Raw genomic sequence first — 18,300 nt, 5'->3', positions numbered from 1 at the left:
GCTGCCGACTCAGAGGGACGAAGACTTATGCCTAAGACGAATGAGAAGCAAGCAGGCTTGGAGGACGAAATGGGACAGGATCGCAGAAGCGTATTGAAAGCAGGAGCTGGGGTAGTAGCTGCCTCTTTTCTGACATCGAACACCGCAGCCGTGGCAGAAGCTCGCGCGGGCGCCGGTCCTTATGAGGCAAAGGCATACGGCGCTAGCAGTTCGACCGAACCACTCAAGGCGGTTCAGATCGAACGTCGACCCCTTGGCTCAAACGATGTGCTCCTAGACATCCAGTACTGTGGTGTCTGCCATTCGGATATCCATACGGTTCGAGGTGAGTGGGGTCCTGCCAATTACCCATGCGTACCGGGTCACGAAATCATCGGTCGCGTGCGGGCGATTGGGTCGCAGGTGACGAAGTTCAAGGTTGGCGATATTGGTGGCGTGGGCTGCATGGTCAACTCCTGCCGTACCTGTGAACACTGCGAGGAGGATCTGGAGCAGTATTGCCAGAAGGGGGCGACCTTCACTTACGACACGCCCGACCCAACCTCCAAGGCAGGCTTCACCCAAGGTGGATATTCGGACAAGATCGTGGTCACGGAGCATTTCGTGATTCGCATTCCGCCAGGTGTCAATTTAGCGGCGACGGCTCCGTTGCTGTGCGCTGGAGTTACGACGTTCTCGCCCATGCAGTATTGGAAACTGGGTCGGGGACAGAGAGTCGGCATCATCGGGTTAGGTGGCCTCGGTCACGTAGCGGTCAAGCTTGCGGCGGCACACAACGCGCACGTTACGGTGTTCACTACCTCGCCCGGTAAGCTCGCCGATGCGAAACGCCTTGGGGCGTCCGAAGCGGTCCTCTCGACTGACGCGAATGCGATGAAGCAACTCGCCAGCCAATTCGATCTCCTCATTTCGACGGTTCCGGAAGCTTACCACATGGAACCATTCACGGAGCTGCTCAAGCTAGACGGCACGTTGGTGAATGTAGGCGCCATGGCTCCGCTAGAGAACATCAATGGCCTAAAGCTTGCTTTGGGGAGGAGATCCATCGCCGGGTCGATCATTGGCGGCATTGCGGAAACTCAGGAAGTGATCGACTTTTGCACCGCACGCAACATCACAGCAGATATCGAGATGATCGAGCCCTCGGAAATCAATAAGGCGTTCGACAGGGTGGTGAACAAGGATGTTCGGTATCGCTTTGTGATCGATATGGGAGCGAAGGCTTAGTGGCCTTCGCTTTACTCCTCAAGGTTAAGGACTCTATGCGGACTCTCCCTCTTGCGTTACTTTCGCTTCTCCTGCTTTCAGGAGCACAGGCGCAAACCACCACCGCCACTGCCGCTCCAAATGTCGCGCCAGGACTTTCAATCAGCCATGCCGGTGTTCGGCCTGTCGTCGCGGGTTCGCCCAAGTTCTTTACTGGCAATGCAAAGGTCGAACAACTTTTTCCCGTCAGCGCACCATCCCGAGTTTCCGGTGGAATTGTCACCTTCGCGCCGGGTGCCCGAAGCGCGTGGCACACTCATCCGCTTGGGCAGGTGCTTATCATCACGGCTGGCACTGGCCGGGTGCAGATGGAAGGTGGGCCGATACAAGTAGTCCACGTGGGAGACGTTGTAATCATTCCGGCCCACGTGAAGCACTGGCACGGGGCAGCGCCGGATTCCTCGATGTCTCACATTGCCATCCAAGACAACTTGGACGGAGACGCTGTCGACTGGCTTGAGCCGGTGACCGATCAGCAATACAACGGTGGCAAGTAGCCGTGCTCCTCGGCAAGATGGAAAGGATTCGAGCATGGGCAAGTGGACAAAAGACAGGATTCAGAGCCCTCCCACACAGCTTAAGGCTTGCTTGCCGCAAAGTGAGAGACCAGACTGCATCAGGCAAATAATCGGCAGGATCAGGTAAGCGTGCTGACACTCCGTCTCGTTAGGCTTAACTCAGCCGTCCATGCGGCGGAAGGAGAGCGACGGTGAACAAACGCAAACTTGGATTCAGCGGTCTCGAGGTTTCGGAGATAGGCTTGGGCTGCATGGGCATGAGCCATGCCTATGGTCCTCCGAAGGATAAGGCTGAGATGATCCAGCTCATCCACGCCGCCGTGGAGCACGGCGTGACGTTCTTCGATACCGCCGAGGTCTACGGTCCTTTTCTTAACGAAGAGCTGGTTGGCGAGGCGCTCGGACCTTTCCGTGAGGATGTGGTGATCGCAACGAAGTTCGGTTTTGCCGTCAATCCAAAGGACGGCAAGTGGACCTCGGTGAATAGCCGACCGGGGCACATCCGAGAGGTTGCCGAAAACTCTCTAAAGCGACTCAAGATTGACTGCATCGATCTCTTCTATCAACATCGCGTCGATCCGAACGTGCCCATCGAGGACGTTGCCGGAACCGTTAAAGATCTGATCCGGGAGGGAAAGGTCAAGAACTTTGGATTGTCCGAGGCTTCGGCCAAGACCATACGGCGCGCCCATGCTGTACAGCCAGTGACCGCACTTCAAAGTGAATACTCTCTTTTCTTCCGCGAGCCTGAAGAGACCATCCTACCTACGCTGGAGCAGCTTGGCATCGGCTTCGTCCCATTCAGTCCGCTAGGCAAGGGCTTCCTTACAGGCAAACTGTCTGCTGAAACAAAGTTCGATAAGACAGACTTTCGCGGCACTCTTCCGAAGTTTAGCCCCGAGAATATGAAGGCCAACTACGCCCTCGTGGAGGTGGTCACCTCCTTCGCATCGCGAAAGCAGGTGCCTCCCGCTCAGATCGCGCTCGCCTGGCTTCTTGCCAAGAAGCTTTGGATCGTTCCGATTCCCGGAACAACAAGGCTTGAACGATTAGAAGAGAACCTTGGCGCTGTCAATGTGGCGCTCTCCCCCGACGAAGTGCAGGAGCTGGACGAGGCTTCCTCGAAAGTGAAGCTCCAGGGTGACCGATACGCGCTTGTTTACCAGCAGCTTGTCGACAGATAACGGCACGACGCGTACTTATGGCACGCGCCTGCCCCTACACCATAGAAGAAGGATTGAGAGATGGATCTAGAACTGATCTCGTGCTTCGCAAGAATCTCTCCGCAAAACAGCTCTTTGTGCCCGGAGATTTGTATGTAGACCGATAGACGGTTCTGGTCTCCTAATGCCTTGCCAATCTCGGCAACTTCCGCATTGCTGTTTTTTCATGTTTGAAAGATGTATCGCAACAGAATTTCAATCACACTATTTCGGCAGAAATCGAAATAGCCGCCTCAGATTTCATCGCTGGAGATACCGCATGTGGATTGTACGCCTAGCTCTCGATCGCCCATACACATTCATCGTCACATCCATCCTGATTGTCGTCCTTGGCATCTCCGCGCTTGTGCACACTCCGACAGACATCTTCCCCAATATAGATATTCCCCAGGTGACTATCATCTGGACCTATTCCGGTCTACCGCCCAAGGAGATGGAGCAGCGGATCACTACCTTCAGTGAGTTTGTTCTCGCAAACGTGAATGATATTAAGGCCGTGGATTCACAGACCACCATTGGCGCTTCTGTCATCAAGGTGTCGTTTCAGCCACAGGTTCGTATCGATGCGGCGATCTCTCAGATTGGAGCAGCTGTCAACTCCATTCGGTTCCGCATGCCCCCGAGCGTGAACCCGCCGTGGATTCTCCGGTTCAGCGCGGACAGCGTGCCCATCATTCAGCTATCGCTGTCCAGTGATTCCTTGTCCGAATCCGAACTGTACGACTTCGGCTTGTTCCGTGTCCGCCAGCAGATTTCAAAGGTTCCCGGAACCCTGTTGCCTGCGCCGTACGGCGGTGTGGCCCGACAGATCATGGTTGATCTGGACCAGAATGCTCTACAGGCCAAGGGATTGACGCCAGTCGATGTGACCAACGCGATCAATGCCCAGAATCTGACGATACCATCGGGCACGGCCAAGGTTGGTGAGACGGAGTACACGGTCAGCACGAATTCGAGTCCGTTGGACGCTTTGACGCTCAATGATGTGCCAGTGCGCCAGGTCAACGGTTCGATGGTCTACATGCGAGATGTCGCCAACGTTCGCGATGGGTGGTCCGTTCAACAGAACGTCGCGCGAGCGAACGGAAAGCCCGCTGTTCTGCTCACCATTATGAAAGTAGGTGCGGTTTCCACCCTTGATATCGTGAAGAAGATCAAGGACGATGTCCTTCCTGCATCGAGGGCGATCGCCCCCAAGGGCCTTCAAATCAGGGCGCTGTTTGATCAGTCTATTTTTGTCAAAGCCTCCATCTTTGGCGTTCTGCGCGAGGGCGCGATCGCGGCCTCTCTCACGGCGCTCATGATTCTCCTGTTCCTTGGGAGTTGGCGAAGCACCGTGATTATTGCCATTTCGATCCCTCTATCCATTCTCAGTTCGATCATTGTGCTCAGCGCGCTTGGCGAGACGATGAACACCATGACCCTTGGCGGTCTCGCACTTGCCATCGGCATTCTCGTTGACGATGCCACGGTCACCATAGAAAACATCCACCGCCACATGGAGGGGCAACCCCTGCGCGAAGCGGTGCTGATCGGTGCATCGGAAATCGCAACGCCGACCTTCGTCTCGACACTCACGATCTGCATCGTGTTCGTCTCGGTCGTTTTTCTTACAGGCCCCGCTAAATACCTGTTTACGCCGATGGCGCTCGCTGTGGTGTTCGCGATGATGGCATCGTATCTCCTTTCCCGCACATTGGTTCCTGTACTCGTCCATTATCTGCTGGGCGCCGAACACGAGTTTGAGGGGCACAACGTCCATGAGGAACCGAACCAGAAAGCGCCCAGCCTTTTTCGGAGGATCAACGAGAAATTCAACCATCTATATGGCCTGTTCCAGGACCGTTATACTGCGGCGCTGGAGGCTTTTCTCCAGCATCGTAGGCAAGCGCTCCTTGCCTCGGTTGGCGTGATGCTTTCCGCATTTGTCCTTCTCCCATTTGTGGGACGCGATTTCTTTCCCAAGGTCGATGCCGGCCAAATCAAATTGCACGTCCGCGTGCGACCGGGGACCCGGATCGAATCAAGCAAGGTCTATATCAGTAGGGTCGAGGAGGAGATTCGCAAGACCATCCCCGGCAATGAAGTCGAGTTGGTGATGGATAACATCGGAATCGCGCCGGATTCTTTCAACTACGCCTTTGGAGATGGATCGAGTATCGGCAGCGCCGATGGTGAAATTCTGATCGCGCTCAACGAGAAACACCACCCCACGGAGAGTTATATCAAGCGTCTCCGTTCCCAGCTGCCAAAGAAGTTTCCGGACGCTACCTTCTTCTTTCAGCCCGCGGACATGGTCACTCAAATCCTTGACTTTGGACTACCTGCGCCGGTCGATATTCAGGTTCAGGGCTACGATCCGGCAAACTACCAAGTCGCCCGCCGACTACGGGAGAAGCTATCCGGTGTGCCGGGCGCGGTCGACGTCCATATTCATCAGGTGGTAAACGGACCGGATCTCCACCTCGCTATCGACCGCGTCCGTGCCGGACAGTTTGGACTAACAGCCCAGGATGTAGCCAACAGCATCTACATCTCGCTCAGTTCCAGCTCTGCCGTGCAGCCGAACTTCTGGCTCGATCCCAAGATGGGCATCACCTATACGGTGGCAGCGCAGACACCGCAGTATCAAATCAATTCGATCAATGCTCTTGAGAACACCCCGATTCCGATTCACACGGTGGCAGATCGCACCGAGCTTCTCAGTAACATGTCCACTCTCACTCCTGCGGTTATGCCGGTCAACATTAACCATCACAACACCGCTCCGGTGTTCGATGTCTTCGCCAATGTTGAGGATCGCGATCTGGGTTCGGTGGCAGCCAATATCAACCGCATCGTGAAAGAGGAGAGTGCGCATCTTCCCGCTGGAACAGTCATCGCTGTTCGCGGGCAGGTGGAGAGTATGAACGAAGCATTTGGCAGGCTTGGGCTGGGGTTAGCATTTGCCGCTCTGCTCGTTTATCTCCTGATGGTGGTGAATTACCAGAGCTGGATCGATCCCTTCATCATCATCTGCGCACTTCCAGGGGCATTCTGCGGCATCGTCTGGGCGTTGTTCCTCACCCAGACAACATTCAGTGTTCCATCGTTGATGGGCGCGATCATGTCGATTGGGGTCGCAACCGCGAACTCGATCCTGCTCGTGACCTTCGCCAATCAGCTGCGTGACCAGGGAGAAACACCGTTTCGCGCAGCCGTAACAGCTGGTTACACGCGACTGCGGCCCATCATTATGACGGCATTCGCGATGATCATTGGCATGCTTCCGATGGCGCTCGGCATCGGGGAAGGTGGCGAGCAGAACGCACCACTTGCCCGTGCCGTCATCGGCGGTCTTGGCATGGCAACTTTTGCAACGCTTTTCTTCGTTCCTCTGATGTTCACCCTTATCCACGGAAATACTTCGAAGCAGGAGGTCGCATGATCGACACGCAGCAACAGCATGGTTTAGAAGAAACACGCAATCGAACGCAGAAACGTGGTCGTTTTGCCATCGTCGGGTGTGTTGTCGTTCTTGTTCTCCTAGCGATAGGAATACTTCCCAAGATTGCGAGCTATCGAGAAGCCCTCGCGGCAACGTTGGAAGCTCCGGCAACGCACCCGATCGTCTCGGTTATCCGTCCTGTGGCGGGGAGTCCCACTTCCGAGCTCACGTTGCCGGGGAACGTAGAGGCGCTCTACTCCGCTTCGATCTATGCCCGCACGGAAGGCTATATCGACCGTCGCAACGTCGACATCGGCACCAAGGTAAAGGCTGGCGAGGTGCTCGCCATCATCGCGTCACCCGAAGTGGACCAACAGCTGCTCCAGGCACGGGCTATGCTGGCTCAGTCGGAAGCATCTCTGAAGCAAGCCAATGCGGCCTTGCAACAGGCGAAAGCGAACGCGGAACTTGCTCGCCTTACGAGAGATCGCGACATCCCGTTGGGCCAGGAGCACGCTATCTCCCAGCAAATCGTCGATGAAGCTGTTCAGGCTTACGATGCGCGCATGGCTGACACGGCAGCGGCGGAGGCGAACATCACTGCAGCGCAGGCGAACGTGACCGCGAACCGGGCCAATGTTGGGCGGCTTCAACAGATGCAGAGCTTTGAGCGAGTGGTTGCGCCCTTCGATGGAGTCATCACCGCCCGCAATGTCGAACGCGGGGACCTCGTCACGACCGGCAATTCCGGCGCAGGAAGGCCACTCTTTTCCATCGCACAGGGCAACACGCTTCGGATTCAGGTGGATGTGCCCCAGTCGGAGGTAGTCAACATTAAGGACGGGGACAAGACGGTTGTGACCATACAGGAACGGCTCGGCCGCGAGTACCTCGGCACGGTTGCCCGCAATGCCAGCGCTCTCAATAGCGCGGCCCGTACGATGCTCACCGAGGTTCAGGTAGACAACAAGGACGGGTCACTTCTGCCGGGGATGTACGCGCAGGTGAAGTTCGCGCTCTCCGGGCAACGTCGTTCTTTGATCATCCCCACGAGCTCTCTCGTGATCGATCAGGCAGGAATGCACGTCGTGACGGTTGAGAGCGATCGGAAGGTTCACATGCAGCCTGTGGTGATTGGCCGCGATATGGGCACGAAGGTTGAAGTTCTGAGCGGTATCAGTGCCTCGGATGTCCTTGTGTCCAATCCCAGCGACCTTCTGAGTGACGGCCAGAACGTACAAGTCCAGGCGCAATAAGGAAGAAAGGCTCGGAATGTCTCGAACACGAAGAATAAAGTGGACCGCCCGCAAACCAGGCACCGCGCTGTTTCTAGTTACGGCAATTGGGATCGCCGGTTGCAAAGTCGGTCCGAACTACAAGAGGCCGGTCGTCGATATGCCGGCGAATTACCGCCAAGCACAGGCCCCCGATATTGCTGCTGCGTCCAATGACCCTGCCTCCCTGGGAGACCACCAATGGGCGACGATCTTTCAGGACCCCATTCTGCAGAAGCTCATCCAGCAGGCGCTCACCGACAATCTCGATCTGCACATCGCCGCGCAGCGCGTCCTCGAAGCGCAGGCTCAACTGGGCATGACTCGCCCGCAGCAGTTTCCGTCGGTCAGCGGTAGTGTAGGCTACAGCGCGTTGCAGATTCCCCAGTCACTCGCTGGCAATAACAGCGACGGGACACCTGCCACTTCTCTCTACCGAGGTGGCGGCCCCAGCGCATCGACGGCGTGGAACCTCGACTTCTGGGGTATGTATCGTCGGCAGAGCGAAGCCGCGCGGGCCGACCTTCTTGCAAGTGAATGGGGCCAGCGTGCCACCAGAACGACTCTGGTGCAGAGTGTTGCCGATGCGTACTTTCAACTGCGCAGCCTCGATGCCGAATTAGAAATCACGCAGAACACCATCAAGGCGCGGACAGACTCTCTCAAGCTGACTCAAGCGCTCAACCAGCATGGGGCCGGGTCACTTGCAGATGTTCGCCAGGCCGAGGAACTCCTGCATGCGGCACAGGCCAATCTCCCTGAACTGCGGCGTCAGATCGCCGTCGAGGAGAACGCCCTCAGTACTCTCCTCGGGCACAATCCCGGCCCGATCGGCCGTGGGTTGCCGATTGACCAACAACCGCATCCGCTGGAGATTCCGGTGGGTGTCCCTTCGCAGCTTCTAGTGAGGCGACCTGATATTCAACAGGCAGAGGCGCGACTAGCAGCTGCCAACGCCCGCATCGGTGTGGCCCGCGCGCAGTACTTCCCGCAGGTCTCGCTGACCGGCATGGGCGGATTCGGCAGCAACCAACTGAATGCCATCCTCAATGGGTCAAACGCCTACTGGTATGCGGCAGGTTCCATCAGCGAACCCATCTTTGATGCCGGACGTATTCGGAATAACTATCATCTATCCCAGGCCCAGCAACAGGAAATGCTCTTCACATACCGCAAGTCGATCCTGAATGCTTTACAGGATGTTTCGAATTCTCTTGTGTCTTATCGGGAGACCCGCGAGCGTCGGCAGGAACAGTTTGAACAGGTAAAATCCGCTGCAGATGCCGTGCGGCTTGCTCGGCTTCGGTATGCCGGTGGGAATACCAGCTATCTCGAAGTTCTCACGACAGACACCGACTTGTATTCCGCGCAACTGCTTCTTGCACAGTCCCAGCAGCAGGAAGCAAACTCACTCGTTCAACTTTACGCTGCACTTGGCGGGGGCTGGCAATAGGAAAGTGAGGCCGAATGCGGCAACTACTTCGTGTGTCAGGGCGACGTGTATTCACAACGCCCGGGGTCAGCCCTGAGTAGCGAGGTCTGCAGGATTGCGGCTTCGCATCGTCTTTACATCGCGGATCGGGGGAAGGCCGAAATGGCGACTGTACTCACGGCTGAATTGGCTGACACTCTCATAACCAACTTCGTAAGCCGCTGTGTTTGCATCCATGCCATCCATCATCATTCTTTCCCTAGCCGTCTGCAGCCTGAGTTGCTTCTGGTATTGCAGGGGGCTCATGGAGGTGAGCGCGCGAAACTGATGATGAAGCGTAGACACTCCCATTCGAGCGATTTCCGCCAACTCTTCCATCCTGAGTGGTTTCGCGTAGTTGGCTCGCAGCCAGGCCATCACGTGGGCTGTTCTGTTGCTTAGATCTCCGTTGGTGACCACGGCTCGGAGGCTCTGGGCCTGTGGCGTTCGCAGAATGCGATACACAATCTCGCGCTGGATCAGCGGATGGAGATAAGGGATGTCTTGCGGAGAATCAAGCAAATCAATGAGTCGGATGCAGGCAGACAGCAAACCGGCAGTGGATTCTCCGACAGCCAATCCACGATTGTGTTTTGCGGGCTTCAACGGGAGGAAGTCTCCACTGTTGAGCATCTCGCGAACGCTCTCCATGTCGAGAAATATCTTCATTGTCAGGAGGGGTTTAGCATCCGATGCCTCCGTTACTTGACTCTGAATCGGCACATAGATGGAGGACAAGAAGAACGAGGACCGGTCGCACAAATATTCAACGCCGCCGAGTTCGATTCTCTTTTGGCCTTGGCTAAAAAGGGTAAGACTTGGCTGGCATGTGGCACGATAGCACGCTGTCTCGTCAGTGAGTCGCGTAAGGAGCAGCCCGGGAACCGGCGTTTCGTGGTCTCCCTTCACCCGAGCGTGAGACGCTATTCGATCTGCCAATTCACTTCGTAAAGCATCTACGTCATCTCTCATGGTCGTGTCCTCGTTTTCGCGTTCAGCCTAACGCCTCGCTTCCTATGTGTTCAAGATTCTCTGTCTCTGCCTCTTTTGGGGCAAATGAAGAGGATGGTTCCCATGGCGACAATTGATCCTGATACGAATAGGTATCGATTGTCTTAGGACACGTCGTATCTGAGCCAAAGCACTCCGTCGCCAAGCTTTTCTACGGAATTGAGCTTCAAGGAGGTTGCGAGGTGACCTTCCGATCCCTTCAGACCGTCGAATACGGACGGCACGTCGTGCCGCCCGTCGATCCCCGGTGCGAGCAGAAGGCTTACTTCGTCCAAGAGTTTCGCTTCGAGGAAAGCCCCATTGATGTGACCGCCGCCCTCCAGCAGAAGTGTCTTGATCTCGAAGTTGTCCGCAAGAGCATCGACAGCTTTCTCCAAATCGACAGCAGACTGTCCGGCCACGATGTACGAGATCTGCCGATCACGCAGATAAGCGAGATATTCCGTTTGAGCTTGCTCCGAGACGACGGAGATCAGGTGCTCGCCATCAAGATCCCCGCTATCCCAAAGCAAAGACCCTTGTGTGTCAATCGCTATCGCGTAGCTGTCCGCCCGACGAGCTACATGGACGGGCTGCGGCCCTGCCGGAAAGCCATCCTTCGACGCGAAAGTCCCTTCTTCGGCGAAGTGTTGTTGCATGGTAACTCTGCCGCAAACCCACGCGTCTCCGCCGAGCCGGGACCCGGTCTCTTCGTATTCGGTACCCTTTGTAATCGCCTTTAATGAGGCTCCGTCGATCTTCCCGTCAATCGTTGCGATCATGTGGCAGATGATGCGTGGTCTCATGTTTTCCAGTCTGGACCCAAAAATTGCAGGCGTTGCCGCCTTCTACAAGACTACTTAGCCCAACCGGGCGGAGTTTACCCGATCCTGCCGACTCTTTGCACAATCCTGCCGATCTTGAGGGAAATCGCTTCCGCCGCCGCATCCGGCACATCCATGTGGGTGTGAGAGAAAAATCATCATCGATAAAAGCGGTCCGCATCCATAGTCACGGCGGTCCAGAAGTTCTCAAGCTTGAAGAGGTTCCTGTGCCCCGGCCCGGTTCCGGCGAGGTTCTCGTGCGTAATCACGCGATCGGTGTCAATTTCGTAGACACATACCTCCGTAGCGGTGCATTCGCGCCGCCGGCCATGCCCTTTATCCCTGGCAAGGAGGCTGCGGGGGAGGTGCTCGCTGTCGGGCCGGGGGTGCATGATTTTGCGCCCGGGGATCGGGTGGCTTTCGTCGAAACGCTGGGTGCGTATGCAGAGCAGACCGTGGCGCCTGCACACTTCCTCGTGCATTTGCCTGACGCAATTAAGTACGAGACGGCGGCTGCATCAATGTTGAAGGGTCTGACGGCCCAATATCTCTTGCGCCGCACCTTTCGGGTGGAACCCGGACACATAGTGCTTGTTCAGGCAGCAGCCGGTGGCGTGGGCACGATCCTGACCCAATGGGCCAAACATCTGGGTGCAACCGTCATCGGAACCGTTGGGTCAACGGAAAAGGCAGCAATGGCCCGCAAGAACGGCTGTGACCACGTTATCGAATATCACCGGGAGGACTTTGCAGTCCGCGTGAAGGAGATCACCGATGGAAAGGGGTGCCATGTCGTCTACGACGGCGTAGGCAAAGCAACATTTCCCCATTCCCTCGATTGCCTTCGGCCCTTCGGTTACTTCGTCAGCTATGGATTCTCATCTGGGACCATCCCGCCGTTCGACATCATGCTCTTGCTTGAGAAGGGCTCGCTCTTCGCGACATGGCCGGGACTGACGATGTATTTGGCTGATCGGAAGGATGTTCTCTCGATGAGCCAGGAGCTTTTCGATGTGATCGCAAGTGGCGCGGTGAAGATTCCGCCTCCGACCCAGTTGCCGCTAGCCGAGGCCGCGGAGGCGCATCGCAGGTTGGAAGCGCGAGAGACCAATGGAGCGACCGTCCTTCTGACATAGTTGGGCGGCTGTTCAAACATGTTTAACCATCAACAAATCAAAACAAAGGACAACGGAATGAATTCCAATAGTGCGCAACGTTTTGCAGGTAAAGTAGCTTTCGTGACCGGTGCTACCAGTGGCATCGGACAGGCGACCGCCCTCGCCTTTGCTCGGGAAGGCGCAAGCGTAGTGGTCGTGGACATCGCTGAAGAGGGAGTGCAGAAAACAGCGCGCCTCATCGAAGAAGCTGGCGGCGCGTCACTGGCCGTGACGTGTGATGTCAGCAAGTCCGACGATGTGCAGGCTGCCGTCGCAAAGGCCGTTGCGACCTTCGGCGGAGTGGATCTTGCGTTCAACAACGCAGGCATCGAGCAACCCTACGGAGCCATCGCGGATGTCTCGGAGGAAGACTGGGACCGCATCGTTGCGATCAATCTACGTGGCGTCTTCCTATGCTTGAAGTACGTCGTGCCCGTCATGCTCAAGCGTGGCGGTGGAGCCATTGTCAACACGTCCTCCAGCGCTGGCGTGATTGGCATCAATGGTCAGGCAGCCTACGCCGCTACGAAGTTTGGTGTCATCGGACTGACGAAGTGCGCAGCTCTGGACTACGCCAAGTCCAACATTCGGGTCAATGCTATCTGCCCAGGAATTATCGACACACCAATGATTCAGCGCGTGGCATCAGGCGCTCCAGACGGCTACGCCAGCATGATCGCTCAAGAGCCGATTGGACGTCTGGGCAAGCCCGAGGAAATCGCTTCTGCCGTTCTATGGCTTTGCTCGGCTGAGGGTGGGTTCGCCACCGGACACGCAATGGTAGTTGATGGTGGGCAAACTGTTGGCCTTAGCGTGAAGTAAGCGATCGAGCAGTTTAGCGACCAATTGCCAGCACATGCTTCACGCTCGACTACGGAGTTGATTCGCAACAGCCAATGCTGAGGACTGATGGGGTGCGAAGGCACAGGTTCGGATTTATCCGGTCCAGAGTTTTCGGACGAGGAGGTTGAGTGTGTCTGAATTTATCGACGTCAAATTGAAGTGGGCTGCGATCATGCTCGCCGACGAATTAAGCTATGCCGGCGCAGCGCAACGGCTAAATGTTACGCCCTCCGAATTGAAAATACAGATCGCGGAGTTGGAGACACAGTTGTGCTTCCACATATTTCGTCCTAACCAAGATCACATCGAGGTGACGGACGAAGGGCGTTTTTTTTTGAGTGCCTGTCGTAAGGTTAGTGTGCTACACGGCCCGTTCAGATCGTGATCGTTCCGGATCACTAGCGGACCAATTCAAAATGCGTCGTTAGGTGATTTACGCTCTTGAACGTATGAGGGATCAGTCAGGAGTTCCCCCCAGATTCTCAGCCGAACGAAACCCGTGGGCCGCAAGAACCTCTTCATCAATTTCAGCAGAGTAGATCGGGCAGTAGTCTGTGAAGACGAAACTCTCCAGATCGCGAGATTCTTGGGGGCTGAGCAACCGGAGGTTTTCCAGGGTAGCCAGCATGGAAGTCCGGTTGTCAAAATGACGGGCACGCATTGATCCCTGGCGCCATTTTCCCCAAATCACGACATCGAGACCGTCTTCGCCGGGAAAGATAATCATCCTCACCTGCATTCAGCGGACCCTCCCTTCAAGGGTGCTGCCCCAATTCCACGTTTTCCCTCCCGACATTCTATTTGCCGAGATTGGCTCGAAATGTTCCGGGGAAACCACATGCAGATTAGTATCACCGTCTCAGAATAGCTACTCATTCCTTGCCTCATCCTTCGCGTTTGATCCACCAATAGGCACGACCTCGATACCGTGCGCACGAGCGTGAGGGACCATCTGGGGAGAGCCCCGGCCCACTCCGCAAGTATTATAAGCAGCGCGTAATATACTTGCGGTGCCACAGTGAGTTGTGGCGTCTTCTGTAGTTCACAAAACGAAACTTGATCCGTCCGTAGCATTCGGTCAATTGCTGCGGAAGCATCGGTTACGGCAGAAGATGAGCCAGGAGGCTCTTGCCGCTAAATCCGGCTATGAGAGGGCCTTCATCAGTCTCATCGAGTTGGGGAAGACCAACCCCTCTCTGCGGAGCATCTTCGACATCTGCGGTTCACTTCAAATGAAGCCTTCCGTATTTCTGCGCCAGGTGGAACAACTCTCCGGCTTTGAGTTGCCCGCAGGGAAGGGCTGAAAGCGCTGCTCGCCAACCTGCAAAGCGGGCAATCGGAATGAATGTGGGAAGCGGCACCCTTCGGTCGCGGTAAGGCGCAGTGACTCTCAGGAGGCAATTTTCCTCCGGTGAGAGGGCGACATCGACACCAAAAACGGCATTCATCTGGTAGACTTAATTTTGTAGTTGCAGTGGTGGTTTTGGTGTCTTCTTGGTGTCTGTTTGGTGTCTATAGAAGCCCAAAATTGAGTCCACAGCAACGAACTGGTAGAACAGAGCGAAAATAGCGAAAGCTGCGAACTCTCTGATTCTATGTGACATATTCCAAGTGTCTGAAAAGACTCGTGGGGACGTAGCTCAGTTGGTTAGAGCGCTGCCCTGTCACGGCAGAGGTCGCGGGTTCGAGTCCCGTCGTCCCCGCCATAAACCAAAGAAAATAAAAGGTTTATGGCACAGTGACAAGATCAGTAGTAGCCCGCGAGGGTGCTGAAGGGTGCTGAGAGTCTCCGGCACCTTTTTTTCTGCCTTCTAATAGGTGAGGCTCCCGTCGCGAGGGTGCTGGCGAGGGTGCTGAAAGCCTGGTCTTGCTGGCCTCAATCACCATCTCCATGACTTTGTTGTTAGCCTCACGTTTGTTCGCAGAGATCGCCCGCGTGTAGATATCGAGGGTGATCCGCGAGTTCGCGTGACGCAGGAGCTCCTGGGCTGTCTTCAGGTCCGCTCCAGCCGCTCTTAGGTTCGTCGCCAGAGAGTGACGGAAGCTATGCCATCCGATTCGTTTCCCAGTGATCTTCGCCCGGACGAGTGCGGGGCGAATGATCTTCTTCAGAATCATGTCAGGAGTGACCGGAGTTCTTCCCTCATTTCGAACCGATGGAAAGAGAAAATCGTCCTCGCCGTTGTAGCGGGATTCCTTCCTCCAGACATCGAGGCACTCAATGACCGACGTGTGCAGTGGAACGGGTTTGCGGCTAGCCTCGGTTTTCGTATCTCCGAAGCGACCCCGCACACATGAACGAAGGACGTTGATCTGCATCAGCAGCGGATCGACATCTCGCCATGTCAGGGCAACCAGTTCCGACCTCCGCAACCCCGTACTACCAGCCAGGATCACCATCGCTTTTACACGCAGCGGCAGTTCTTCCACCAGGGCCGAAAATTCGCCAGGTGTCAGAACATCCGGTTCGCGCAGGCGCTTTGACGAGGCCCGGACCTTGGTGATGGGGTTGCGATGCGTCCACTCATACCGGATGGCATGGTTGAACACTGCGGACATGATGTTCCGGATTTTGCTTTTTGTCGCTGGAGCGTATGGCAGAGAGTGCAGCCACTCTTCAACTTCCACGGTTCGGACATCCGATAACCACTTCTCACCCCACTTCGGAGCGATGTGATTGGTCAGATAGATCGAGGTCGATGCAATCGTGGCGAATGCTTTCTTGTCCTCAGTCAACTCGTGTTTGCGGTAGTGGGCTATGAGTTCAGAGACCGTAATCGGAACCCTGACCTCGACGTTGATGTTTGCGCGAAAGTCGGCCACGGCCTGCTCCGCATCCCGGCGTGAAGGAAGATCCTTCACTGTGCCGAGGTTGCGTTTCTTGTACGTGCGCTTCCCACTGGTCTCGTCATACCAGCGAAACACCCATACGTCCGGTCCGCTTTTGCGCTTTTGTTTCAAGAGACTTCCTTGTTGAAAGCGGCTCATGCTGTTCTCCTAGCATGAGCGTTGATGGCTGTCTCTATGGTACTCGTTGGTGGTCGCCGTTCCGAGCTGATTGCGCGAGCTTCCACCCACTGCAACAACTCATGTTTACAAAACGCCAGAGCTTTCGCTTGCCCTCTCCCATTGGATGGGCCGGGACTTGACCGAGACGTGCCCAGCGAACCAGCGTTCGCCTGTCCATCCGAAGGATTTGTGCAGCTTCGTGTGCATCAAGAAGGTAGTGCGTCTGTGCCATGGGGATACTCCAAACCGTGCGTCGAAGTCCACTCCGATACCTAACGAGCCCGTGGGCTTCCCGGTTGACCTCTGAATTGAGCCAATGATCGTGACAAATGTAGCTTTACGTCCAATGAAATTCAGGGATAGCGTTATTCCATGCAGGAATAACGAGCGCGGAAGGGCGATAGCGAAGCAAAGAGGAAAGGACTAAAATTTAGGTTGAAATTGACGATTGACTGCTGTCAGTCTGCACGCCGTCTCCCATTGCTGAGTTTGGAGGATGGTCATGGCCCTTCCGGAAATTCGCTTATTGCAAGCTGCCATCGCAGTTGCGAAAGACCTCAACTTTTCACGTGCCGCCGACCGGCTGCATATTGGTCAGTCCACCCTGAGCAAGCAGATTTACGAGTTAGAGAGCCAGTTAGGATTCCGACTCTTCGACCGAAATCACCAGACCGTCACATTGACCGATGCAGGGCGCGCCTTTGTCGAAGAGGCACGCGAGGCGGTCATGCATACGGAACGAGCTGTGACAGCAGCGACCGCCGTCTTCAATGGTGCTGATGAGATCTTCAATCTTGGAAAGTCAGCGTATACCGAACCTTTTCTTGTTTCCGCACTGTTGTCAATCCGCCTGCCTCTATTTCCAGGTATGAGGGTCAAACAATGGAGCAACTATTCAAACGAACTCGCGCGCCAGGTGATATCAGGCGATCTTGATGCCGCTATGACAACCGGGATTCCCGAGACGCCAAAGCTGAGCCTGCTCCGTATCGCGGACAATCCGTTTTACATCGCGATGGCAATGGACGACCCGCTTAGACAGTATCGAGAGATTGTGCTGGAACAGATGCAAGGGCGGAACTGGATTTTGCTCAGTCGCTATGCGAACGCCTACCTGTACGACATGATCCTACTCGTTGGTTCAGGCAAGAACGTGCGGCCGAAGGACATCTTCCACGTAATGAGTCCTGAAGAAGTATCTGAGCTAATTTTGGAACACCAAGCGTTAGCGTTTCTGCCGCGAAGTGCGGCTTGGCGTATCTCTCGAGACGGCATCACAATGAGACCGTTGTCGGAACCGCAGCTGCGACTGGTGACCAATCTCGCAGTTCGCTCTGATACAAAATCACGTCTAGTGAAAGAGTTTGTGAGAGCCACGTCACGAAAGATAGACAGTCTTGGGCTCAAGTCGCAACCTCGGCTACCGCTTACTGCATCGTGAAATCTGCTAGGCCGAGAGTTCGTCAGTATTTCTAATCTCGACGTTAAGCGGCCCTTCGTCGCCGCACTTTGGACAAGTAAACAAACCGGACGTAAGAGCTCTCCCTTCGAAGGCCTCCCGTCTGAATATTGACCCGCAATGAATGCAGACGTGGACATGAATGAGTTCGCCAGTACTAACCTTTGAATCGCCCATAGTCACTCCTGTCAATCCTCGTTCTAGTCCATTTAGTCGTTCCGCTGCTCTCGCATAGTCCAACTCTTCCGCGAGGATGATGGCTGCTCTTTTAGCTCGATTGGAACGGACTCGGTCACTCTCAATTCCTCTTCATCGGTAATCCGATCTGGGTTAAGACAGCTCGCAGATTCATCCCTCCGTTCTGCCCTCACGACACGCTGGCACACGTTCAGCCTCTGAGCTGTGGAAGGATTCAGGCTTACACGTAGTCCACACGATCTCGGACTCGGTACGCTTCGAGTCGCGTTTGAAACGCAGGATCGATCCGAGTTCGGAATCGACGGTCCTGGCCCGCGTAGCAGCTACTGCGCGGTTCATTTGTTGTAAGAGCTTGGCAATCGGCGACTTGTAAGCGTTTGTAAAGTTTTGTAAAGACTGCGGTAGCAAACTAATCATGGCGCAAGCTATCATTGCATAATAGTAGCGACCGATACCAAAAAGGATGAGGTCCGTAATGAAGATTTCCAAGAAGAAAGCCGCCGAGAACCGAGAGTTGATTCTGACAAGCGCAGCGAAATTATTTCGGGAACGTGGAGTGCCGGGCGTTGGCGTCGACTCACTTTTCGCCAGCTATCGGTCGCGGCTGTTTCGACTTGCGTACCGTATCTACCGACGTTGAG

17 protein-coding genes and 1 tRNA gene are annotated in these 18,300 nt (G+C 55.5%); 13 read left to right on the top strand and 5 right to left on the bottom strand.

Annotated features, from left to right (window positions below; translation table 11 throughout):
* The first annotated feature begins 27 nt into the window (after nt 1–27).
* The 6 genes from ACIPR4_RS11775 to ACIPR4_RS11750 all read left to right on the top strand — a co-directional run bounded on the left by ACIPR4_RS11775 (nt 28) and on the right by ACIPR4_RS11750 (nt 9,161).
* Nucleotides 28–1,227 carry an NAD(P)-dependent alcohol dehydrogenase gene (locus ACIPR4_RS11775; protein WP_013568885.1) on the top strand — a complete coding sequence of 400 codons (1,200 nt, stop codon included), beginning with the start codon at nt 28–30 and terminating at the stop codon, nt 1,225–1,227.
* A 35-nt stretch (nt 1,228–1,262) separates the two neighbouring features.
* Entirely contained in the window at nt 1,263–1,763 is a 501-nt protein-coding gene (locus ACIPR4_RS11770) for a (R)-mandelonitrile lyase (protein WP_041586696.1), read from the top strand.
* Nucleotides 1,764–1,975: 212 nt separating this feature from the next.
* The gene (locus tag ACIPR4_RS11765) at nt 1,976–2,968 is read left to right on the top strand and encodes an aldo/keto reductase (protein ID WP_013568883.1); all 993 of its coding nucleotides are present in this window, start codon (nt 1,976–1,978) and stop codon (nt 2,966–2,968) included.
* Nucleotides 2,969–3,266: 298 nt separating this feature from the next.
* A complete protein-coding gene (locus ACIPR4_RS11760; RefSeq protein ID WP_013568882.1) occupies nt 3,267–6,434 on the top strand; it encodes an efflux RND transporter permease subunit in 3,168 nt (1,055 codons plus the stop codon).
* Nucleotides 6,431–7,690, top strand: a complete 1,260-nt coding sequence (locus ACIPR4_RS11755) for an efflux RND transporter periplasmic adaptor subunit (protein WP_013568881.1) — start codon at nt 6,431–6,433, stop codon at nt 7,688–7,690. The genes ACIPR4_RS11760 and ACIPR4_RS11755 overlap by 4 nt, the downstream gene beginning before the upstream one ends.
* 16 nt (nt 7,691–7,706) lie before the next feature.
* Nucleotides 7,707–9,161: an efflux transporter outer membrane subunit gene (locus ACIPR4_RS11750; protein ID WP_013568880.1), complete on the top strand. Its 1,455-nt coding sequence runs from the start codon at nt 7,707–7,709 to the stop codon at nt 9,159–9,161.
* A 66-nt stretch (nt 9,162–9,227) separates the two neighbouring features.
* Here the strand turns inward: ACIPR4_RS11750 and ACIPR4_RS11745 are convergent, their stop codons facing one another.
* Both ACIPR4_RS11745 and ACIPR4_RS11740 read right to left on the bottom strand, forming a co-directional pair.
* Nucleotides 9,228–10,151: an AraC family transcriptional regulator gene (locus ACIPR4_RS11745; RefSeq protein WP_013568879.1), complete on the bottom strand. Its 924-nt coding sequence runs from the start codon at nt 10,149–10,151 to the stop codon at nt 9,228–9,230.
* A 143-nt stretch (nt 10,152–10,294) separates the two neighbouring features.
* A complete protein-coding gene (locus tag ACIPR4_RS11740; RefSeq protein ID WP_013568878.1) occupies nt 10,295–10,975 on the bottom strand; it encodes a dihydrofolate reductase family protein in 681 nt (226 codons plus the stop codon).
* Nucleotides 10,976–11,130: 155 nt separating this feature from the next.
* Between ACIPR4_RS11740 and ACIPR4_RS11735 the strand changes: the two genes are divergently transcribed.
* From ACIPR4_RS11735 to ACIPR4_RS11725, 3 genes are all read left to right on the top strand, one after another.
* Complete coding sequence (locus tag ACIPR4_RS11735; protein WP_425358320.1) at nt 11,131–12,129, top strand: quinone oxidoreductase family protein; 999 nt, start codon at nt 11,131–11,133, stop codon at nt 12,127–12,129.
* 57 nt (nt 12,130–12,186) lie between these two features.
* Complete coding sequence (locus ACIPR4_RS11730) at nt 12,187–12,972, top strand: glucose 1-dehydrogenase (protein WP_013568876.1); 786 nt, start codon at nt 12,187–12,189, stop codon at nt 12,970–12,972.
* A 151-nt stretch (nt 12,973–13,123) separates the two neighbouring features.
* Nucleotides 13,124–13,378 (top strand): LysR family transcriptional regulator, encoded by a 255-nt coding sequence (locus tag ACIPR4_RS11725; RefSeq protein ID WP_013568875.1) that lies wholly within the window; start codon nt 13,124–13,126, stop codon nt 13,376–13,378.
* A 72-nt stretch (nt 13,379–13,450) separates the two neighbouring features.
* Here the strand turns inward: ACIPR4_RS11725 and ACIPR4_RS11720 are convergent, their stop codons facing one another.
* Nucleotides 13,451–13,720, bottom strand: coding sequence for a hypothetical protein (locus ACIPR4_RS11720; RefSeq protein ID WP_041586065.1), 270 nt, complete (start codon nt 13,718–13,720; stop codon nt 13,451–13,453).
* Between the two features lie 298 nt (nt 13,721–14,018).
* Between ACIPR4_RS11720 and ACIPR4_RS21655 the strand changes: the two genes are divergently transcribed.
* Both ACIPR4_RS21655 and ACIPR4_RS11710 read left to right on the top strand, forming a co-directional pair.
* On the top strand, nt 14,019–14,297 hold the full coding sequence (locus tag ACIPR4_RS21655; protein WP_281046748.1) for a helix-turn-helix domain-containing protein: 279 nt from the start codon (nt 14,019–14,021) through the stop codon (nt 14,295–14,297).
* 325 nt (nt 14,298–14,622) lie between these two features.
* Nucleotides 14,623–14,699 (top strand) — tRNA-Asp (locus tag ACIPR4_RS11710).
* Between the two features lie 22 nt (nt 14,700–14,721).
* Here the strand turns inward: ACIPR4_RS11710 and ACIPR4_RS11705 are convergent.
* Nucleotides 14,722–15,981 (bottom strand): tyrosine-type recombinase/integrase, encoded by a 1,260-nt coding sequence (locus ACIPR4_RS11705; protein WP_013568872.1) that lies wholly within the window; start codon nt 15,979–15,981, stop codon nt 14,722–14,724.
* A gap of 34 nt (nt 15,982–16,015) precedes the next feature.
* Nucleotides 16,016–16,234: a helix-turn-helix domain-containing protein gene (locus tag ACIPR4_RS23520; protein ID WP_144312410.1), complete on the bottom strand. Its 219-nt coding sequence runs from the start codon at nt 16,232–16,234 to the stop codon at nt 16,016–16,018.
* Nucleotides 16,235–16,504: 270 nt separating this feature from the next.
* On the opposite strand from ACIPR4_RS23520, the gene ACIPR4_RS11700 reads away from it, so the two are divergent.
* Both ACIPR4_RS11700 and ACIPR4_RS22740 read left to right on the top strand, forming a co-directional pair.
* Nucleotides 16,505–17,443 (top strand): LysR family transcriptional regulator, encoded by a 939-nt coding sequence (locus tag ACIPR4_RS11700; protein WP_013568871.1) that lies wholly within the window; start codon nt 16,505–16,507, stop codon nt 17,441–17,443.
* 691 nt (nt 17,444–18,134) lie between these two features.
* Nucleotides 18,135–18,299 (top strand): hypothetical protein, encoded by a 165-nt coding sequence (locus ACIPR4_RS22740; RefSeq protein WP_013568869.1) that lies wholly within the window; start codon nt 18,135–18,137, stop codon nt 18,297–18,299.
* Nucleotide 18,300: the final 1 nt, after the last annotated feature.

This window comes from Terriglobus saanensis SP1PR4, from assembly GCF_000179915.2.
Lineage (GTDB): Bacteria > Acidobacteriota > Terriglobia > Terriglobales > Acidobacteriaceae > Terriglobus > Terriglobus saanensis.
The sequence above is the reverse complement of the archived record's forward strand: the minus strand, read 5'-3'. Positions and strand labels throughout refer to the sequence as shown.

Excerpts from the sequence above, each read along its gene's own strand:
- ACIPR4_RS11775 (WP_013568885.1), top strand. The coding sequence starts at position 28 with ATGCCTAAGACGAATGAGAAGCAAGCAGGCTTGGAGGACGAAATGGGA.
- ACIPR4_RS11770 (WP_041586696.1), top strand. The coding sequence starts at position 1,263 with ATGCGGACTCTCCCTCTTGCGTTACTTTCGCTTCTCCTGCTTTCAGGA.
- ACIPR4_RS11760 (WP_013568882.1), top strand. The coding sequence starts at position 3,267 with ATGTGGATTGTACGCCTAGCTCTCGATCGCCCATACACATTCATCGTC.
- ACIPR4_RS11755 (WP_013568881.1), top strand. The coding sequence starts at position 6,431 with ATGATCGACACGCAGCAACAGCATGGTTTAGAAGAAACACGCAATCGA.
- ACIPR4_RS11750 (WP_013568880.1), top strand. The coding sequence starts at position 7,707 with ATGTCTCGAACACGAAGAATAAAGTGGACCGCCCGCAAACCAGGCACC.
- ACIPR4_RS11745 (WP_013568879.1), bottom strand. The coding sequence starts at position 10,151 with ATGAGAGATGACGTAGATGCTTTACGAAGTGAATTGGCAGATCGAATA.
- ACIPR4_RS11740 (WP_013568878.1), bottom strand. The coding sequence starts at position 10,975 with ATGAGACCACGCATCATCTGCCACATGATCGCAACGATTGACGGGAAG.
- ACIPR4_RS11730 (WP_013568876.1), top strand. The coding sequence starts at position 12,187 with ATGAATTCCAATAGTGCGCAACGTTTTGCAGGTAAAGTAGCTTTCGTG.
- ACIPR4_RS11720 (WP_041586065.1), bottom strand. The coding sequence starts at position 13,720 with ATGATTATCTTTCCCGGCGAAGACGGTCTCGATGTCGTGATTTGGGGA.
- ACIPR4_RS11705 (WP_013568872.1), bottom strand. The coding sequence starts at position 15,981 with ATGAGCCGCTTTCAACAAGGAAGTCTCTTGAAACAAAAGCGCAAAAGC.
- ACIPR4_RS23520 (WP_144312410.1), bottom strand. The coding sequence starts at position 16,234 with ATGGCACAGACGCACTACCTTCTTGATGCACACGAAGCTGCACAAATC.
- ACIPR4_RS11700 (WP_013568871.1), top strand. The coding sequence starts at position 16,505 with ATGGCCCTTCCGGAAATTCGCTTATTGCAAGCTGCCATCGCAGTTGCG.
- ACIPR4_RS22740 (WP_013568869.1), top strand. The coding sequence starts at position 18,135 with ATGAAGATTTCCAAGAAGAAAGCCGCCGAGAACCGAGAGTTGATTCTG.